A 5,031-nucleotide genomic window follows, 5' to 3' on the forward strand; every position below is an offset into this window, starting at 1 on the left:
AGAGCGGGACAAAGCAGTGAGCGTTGCGTGGCCACTACACGGGGGCATTCATCAACAGCCACTCTCCGGTTAAGACGTGCTCACAGTGAAAACCGGAAGTTCTTTGTGCCCCGTATCCATCAGTACACCACCAGATAGACTTTCTGGTCGGTACCCACCTTACTTTTACTCTCTGAAAATACATGATTTACCGGTGAATATTCCACAGGATAGTGCCTTGCTCGCTGTATCCAGTCACCTGTCTGACAAACATCAAAATCCTTCTTGTGACAAGCCATTACACCATGAATCGGTTACACTAATTGCGATCAGTCAGCAGGAAGAGCGTCCATGAGCAATACGTTAAAACCATTTCATACCTTTGGCATTGATGTCTCTGCGCAACATATCGTTATCGCAGATTCAGCGGCAGATATCGTCTCCGCCTGGCAGAGTGCGCAGAGCGCACAACAACCTGCTCTGATCGTAGGAGAAGGTAGTAATCTCCTGTTCCTTGATGATTTCTCTGGTACGGTGATTCTTAACCGTATCGAAGGAATTCGCATTGAAGAGGACAGCAATAACTGGCTATTACATGTCGGTGCAGGAGAAAATTGGCATCATTTAGTGGAGTTCACTTTGCAGCAAGGAATACCCGGCCTGGAAAATCTTGCTCTGATACCAGGTTGTGTCGGGTCATCACCTATTCAAAATATCGGGGCATATGGTCGCGAAATAAAAGATGTTTGCGCTTACGTAGACTGCATTAATCTGCAGACAAGCGAGGTTTTCCGACTGAATGCAGAACAATGCCAGTTTGCTTACCGGGATAGTATTTTTAAACACGAATATAAAGACCGAGTGGCTATTGTTGCCGTAGGTTTTCAGCTGCCTAAACAGTGGGTACCATTAATTACATATGGTGATTTAACTCAACTGGCAAAAGACAGTGTAACGCCACAGCAAATATTTGATGCAGTATGCCACATGCGTCGGACGAAGTTACCAGACCCCGCCATTCAGGGTAACGCAGGAAGCTTCTTTAAAAACCCTGTAGTGGACACTCTCACTACAGAAACGCTGATCCAGCATTACCCTACAATTCCTCATTACCCCCAATTAGATGGATCCGTAAAACTGGCTGCTGGCTGGCTCATCGACCAGTGTGGGCTAAAAGGTTCTCGGGTAGGGGGGGCTGCAGTGCATCAGAAACAGGCGCTGGTATTGGTTAATGATGATAATGCAACCAGCGAAGATGTAGTCAGACTGGCACATAAAGTGCGTCAGCTGGTAGGTGAAAAATTCAATGTATGGCTGGAACCCGAAGTGCGCTTCATAGGTCGTCAGGGTGAAGTCAGTGCTGTGGAGACGATTGCATGAAGGATAATAAAGTACCATTAACGCTTATATCTATTCTGGCTGATGGTGAATTTCACTCTGGCGAACAGCTTGGCGAACGTTTGGGAATGAGCCGTGCAGCAATAAATAAACATATTCAGACTTTGCGTGATTGGGGTATTGATGTTTTCACAGTACCGGGCAAGGGATACAGTCTTCCAGAACCTATCCAGCTGCTTCGCTCTGATATTGTTCAGGCTGGTGTCACTGCTGGGAATGTAACTGTACTACCTGTTATTGATTCGACGAACCAGTATCTTATTGAGCGTATTGACGAACTTAATTCGGGCGATGTTTGTATTGCTGAATATCAACAGGCAGGGCGAGGGCGTCGTGGGCGCCAATGGTTTTCACCATTCGGAGCGAATCTTTACCTTTCCATGTACTGGAAACTAGAACAAGGCCCGGCAGCGGCTGTAGGCCTCAGTCTGGTAATTGGTATTGTCATGGCTGAGGTGCTCCATGCCCTTGGTGCTGACCAGGTTCGCGTCAAATGGCCTAATGACCTCTATTTGCATGATCGCAAACTTGCAGGTATTTTAACTGAATTAACAGGAAAAACGGGCGATGCAGCACATATCGTCAGTGGTGCGGGGATCAACCTGGCAATGCGAAATGTTGAGTCCAGCATTGTGAACCAGGGGTGGATCAGCTTGCAAGAAGCAGGTGTCTCAATCGACCGTAACCAACTGGCTATTTACCTGATCAATGCATTACGTGATGCGCTTTTGATCTTTGAAGCTCATGGCCTGGCTCCTTTTTTGTCGCGTTGGGAAAAGCTGGATAACTTTATTAATCGCCCAGTCAAATTGATCATCGGAGAACGAGAAATTACGGGTATTTCTCGAGGTATTAATGATCAGGGCGCGTTGATGCTGGAACAAAATGGCATGATAACCCCTTGGATGGGGGGCGAAATTTCACTGCGAGGAGTTATGTAAACAGGGGGGACTTCCCCCTGTCTTGTCGTGTTTTATTTTCTCAATCTTACATGCTCTACTGCATGATTGCTGCTCTTGCTCAAAATCAGGCTGGCTCTTTCTCTGGTAGGTAGAATATTTTCCTTAAGATTCAACCAGTTGATTTCTTTCCATAATTGTGTGGCAACGTTAATTGCCTCTTGCTCAGTTAACTGAGCGTAATTATGGAAATATGAGTCTGGGTCGGTGAAAGCGCCCTTGCGAAATTTCAAAAAGCGATTGATATACCAGGTTTGCAATAGTTCTTCTGGGGCATCAACATAAATAGAAAAATCCACGAAGTCTGAAACAAATACATGGTGTGGTGCATGAGGATAATCCATGCCGCTTTGCAAGACATTCAACCCTTCAAGAATTAATATATCAGGCTGTGAGACTGTTTTATCCCCGTCAGGAATAACATCATAAATGAGATGAGAATAGACAGGTGCACTAACTTCCGGGGCGCCGGATTTAAGCTCTGAAACAAATTTGACCAGCCGGTACATATCATAGGATTCAGGGAACCCTTTCTTTTTCATCAGCCCGCGTTCTTTCAGTGCTTCATTGGGGTGCAAAAAACCATCTGTAGTGATGAGTTCTACACGTCGGTGTTCAGGCCAACGACTGAGCAACGCTTGCAATACACGGGCTGTGGTGCTTTTACCTACAGCAACACTTCCAGCGATACTGATGATATAAGGAATCTTCTGTCCATTTGTTCCCAAAAATTGTTCCAGCACAGCCTGGCGGCGCAGGTTTGAACTGATATAAAAGTTAAGTAAACGAGAAAGTGGTAAATAAATCTCAGCAACTTCCTCCATTGAAAGGTCTTCATTGATGCCTTTCAACCGCGCAATCTCACCTTCGGTCAGTGTCATGGGAACTGAATCGCGAAGTGCAGCCCACTGGCTCCGGTTAAACTGTAGATAAGGAGTCATTTACATATACTCTTGTTTCGTTGATGCACCTGATCGTTGCAATGAAATTCGGCACTGGAAAAGCCAGCCAGTCTGCGGCCGATACAAGGCACACCGAGAAAAAGTTATTTTGATAATGGTCTGGAGGGTATCACCAGATGACGTCGGATAATAAGAAAAAATAAGTTTAGGTGATGCTTTCAGAGGAAAGCATCACCTGAGATCAATTTTTCGTTTTGCTGGAAGGGTCAGAAAGCAGCGGCAGCAAACAGCCGTTTGTAATAAATCATGGAAGATGAGAACCCATTTTGCTGAGAGAACGTATAGTCCGGCAGTTCTCCCAAACAGCGGTAGCCCTGCGCCCGATAAAATAGCTCAGCACCAGACCCTGCTCTGGCTCCCAGGCAGATCAATCCTCGTTTATGCGTACGGGCAGCATTTTCCAATGTTTCGAGTAGATGACGGCCGATGCCTTTTCGGCGGCAACGTGGATGAACAACCAGAGCATTAATTTCCGCTCGGTTTATCGCATCGTCAGTTTGCGCCAACCTTAATTGAATGGAACCGGCAATACCATCTTCATCTCGGGCAATCCACATGAGTAGCTGTCCTTGGCTAATAGCATCTTTTATGCCCGACACTTCACCTGAACGTGGCACAGATTGTGTTGTATGCAATGCATCAGGGAGCGTGTCGGATAGCTGTCGACCATAGACAGATAACATGGTCGGGCTCAGCGGAATAATATTCATGGCATTAACCTCCATCACATGTAATCAGGTGAAGAAATGCAAAATGTGATCCATATCTCATGCGTTGATTAAGCAGAAGAAATTACCTGGCAGTTTTTTTTCTGCACTACGGCATACCTTTTGTATAAAAAATGCACTGCCCTGATGCACAGGAAAATCGAGTATCCAACCTCTTTAATGTTTCCATGGCGAACTAACCGAGGAATATTTGAGCTCTTGAGGCTGAAAAGTAGTCATAATTGCGATGTGTAGTGCAAAATGTGAGCGATAGAACATTTTATGCGATTTTTTTGTTGCATCACGAGGCATGTGTTCCTAGAATGCGCGCTACTTGATGCCGACTTAGCTCAGTAGGTAGAGCAACTGACTTGTAATCAGTAGGTCACCAGTTCGATTCCGGTAGTCGGCACCATCAAGTTCGGGTGGGGTTCCCGAGCGGCCAAAGGGAGCAGACTGTAAATCTGCCGTCATCGACTTCGAAGGTTCGAATCCTTCCCCCACCACCAATTTCGGCAATGCATAAGTATTGCCCGGGGCGTTTAAAAGATTAAGCGACCCGAATGCTGAGAGAAATCCTCTCGTAATTCCGACAGAAAAATCAGGTAGCCGAGTTCCAGTGTGCGGGCATCGTATAATGGCTATTACCTCAGCCTTCCAAGCTGATGATGCGGGTTCGATTCCCGCTGCCCGCTCCAAGATGTGCTGATATAGCTCAGTTGGTAGAGCGCACCCTTGGTAAGGGTGAGGTCGGCAGTTCGAATCTGCCTATCAGCACCACTTCTTATTCTCCCTTCCTGCTTTCTTCTGTTTAAAATTCAATTAATTCAGGCCTAATGCCTGGTTGATGTGGTGATATCACCGATTTATCCGTGTCTTAGAGGGACAATCGATGTCTAAAGAAAAGTTTGAACGTACAAAACCGCACGTCAACGTCGGTACTATCGGTCACGTTGACCATGGTAAAACAACCCTGACTGCTGCAATCACTACCGTTCTGGCCAAAACCTACGGTGGTTCCGCTCG

General features: G+C 46.2%; 5 protein-coding genes and 4 tRNA genes. 7 read left to right on the forward strand and 2 right to left on the reverse strand.

What is annotated here, in order from left to right; all coding sequences use genetic code 11:
* Positions 1-330: 330 nt before the first annotated feature.
* Entirely contained in the window at positions 331-1,359 is a 1,029-nt protein-coding gene (gene murB, locus LC084_RS23090; RefSeq protein ID WP_226574612.1) for a UDP-N-acetylmuramate dehydrogenase, read from the forward strand.
* Entirely contained in the window at positions 1,356-2,318 is a 963-nt protein-coding gene (gene birA, locus LC084_RS23095) for a bifunctional biotin--[acetyl-CoA-carboxylase] ligase/biotin operon repressor BirA (RefSeq protein ID WP_226574614.1), read from the forward strand. The genes murB and birA overlap by 4 nt, the downstream gene beginning before the upstream one ends.
* A 32-nt stretch (positions 2,319-2,350) precedes the next feature.
* Here the strand turns inward: birA and coaA are convergent, their stop codons facing one another.
* Positions 2,351-3,277 (reverse strand): type I pantothenate kinase, encoded by a 927-nt coding sequence (gene coaA / locus LC084_RS23100; RefSeq protein WP_226574617.1) that lies wholly within the window; start codon positions 3,275-3,277, stop codon positions 2,351-2,353.
* 227 nt (positions 3,278-3,504) lie between these two features.
* Positions 3,505-4,008, reverse strand: a complete 504-nt coding sequence (locus tag LC084_RS23105; protein ID WP_226574619.1) for a GNAT family N-acetyltransferase — start codon at positions 4,006-4,008, stop codon at positions 3,505-3,507.
* A 336-nt stretch (positions 4,009-4,344) separates the two neighbouring features.
* Between LC084_RS23105 and LC084_RS23110 the strand changes: the two genes are divergently transcribed.
* The 5 genes from LC084_RS23110 to LC084_RS23130 form a co-directional block, all read left to right on the forward strand.
* Positions 4,345-4,420, forward strand: a tRNA-Thr gene (locus LC084_RS23110).
* Between the two features lie 9 nt (positions 4,421-4,429).
* A tRNA-Tyr gene (locus LC084_RS23115) sits at positions 4,430-4,514 on the forward strand.
* A 114-nt stretch (positions 4,515-4,628) separates the two neighbouring features.
* Positions 4,629-4,703, forward strand: a tRNA-Gly gene (locus tag LC084_RS23120).
* Positions 4,704-4,709: 6 nt separating this feature from the next.
* A tRNA-Thr gene (locus LC084_RS23125) sits at positions 4,710-4,785 on the forward strand.
* A 112-nt stretch (positions 4,786-4,897) separates the two neighbouring features.
* Positions 4,898-5,031, forward strand: a 134-nt coding sequence (locus tag LC084_RS23130) for a GTP-binding protein (protein WP_009484166.1), incomplete at its 3' end; no start/stop codon positions are given.

The sequence above is a fragment of the Mangrovibacter yixingensis genome (genome assembly GCF_020523985.1).
In the GTDB taxonomy this organism is placed as follows: domain Bacteria; phylum Pseudomonadota; class Gammaproteobacteria; order Enterobacterales; family Enterobacteriaceae; genus Mangrovibacter; species Mangrovibacter yixingensis.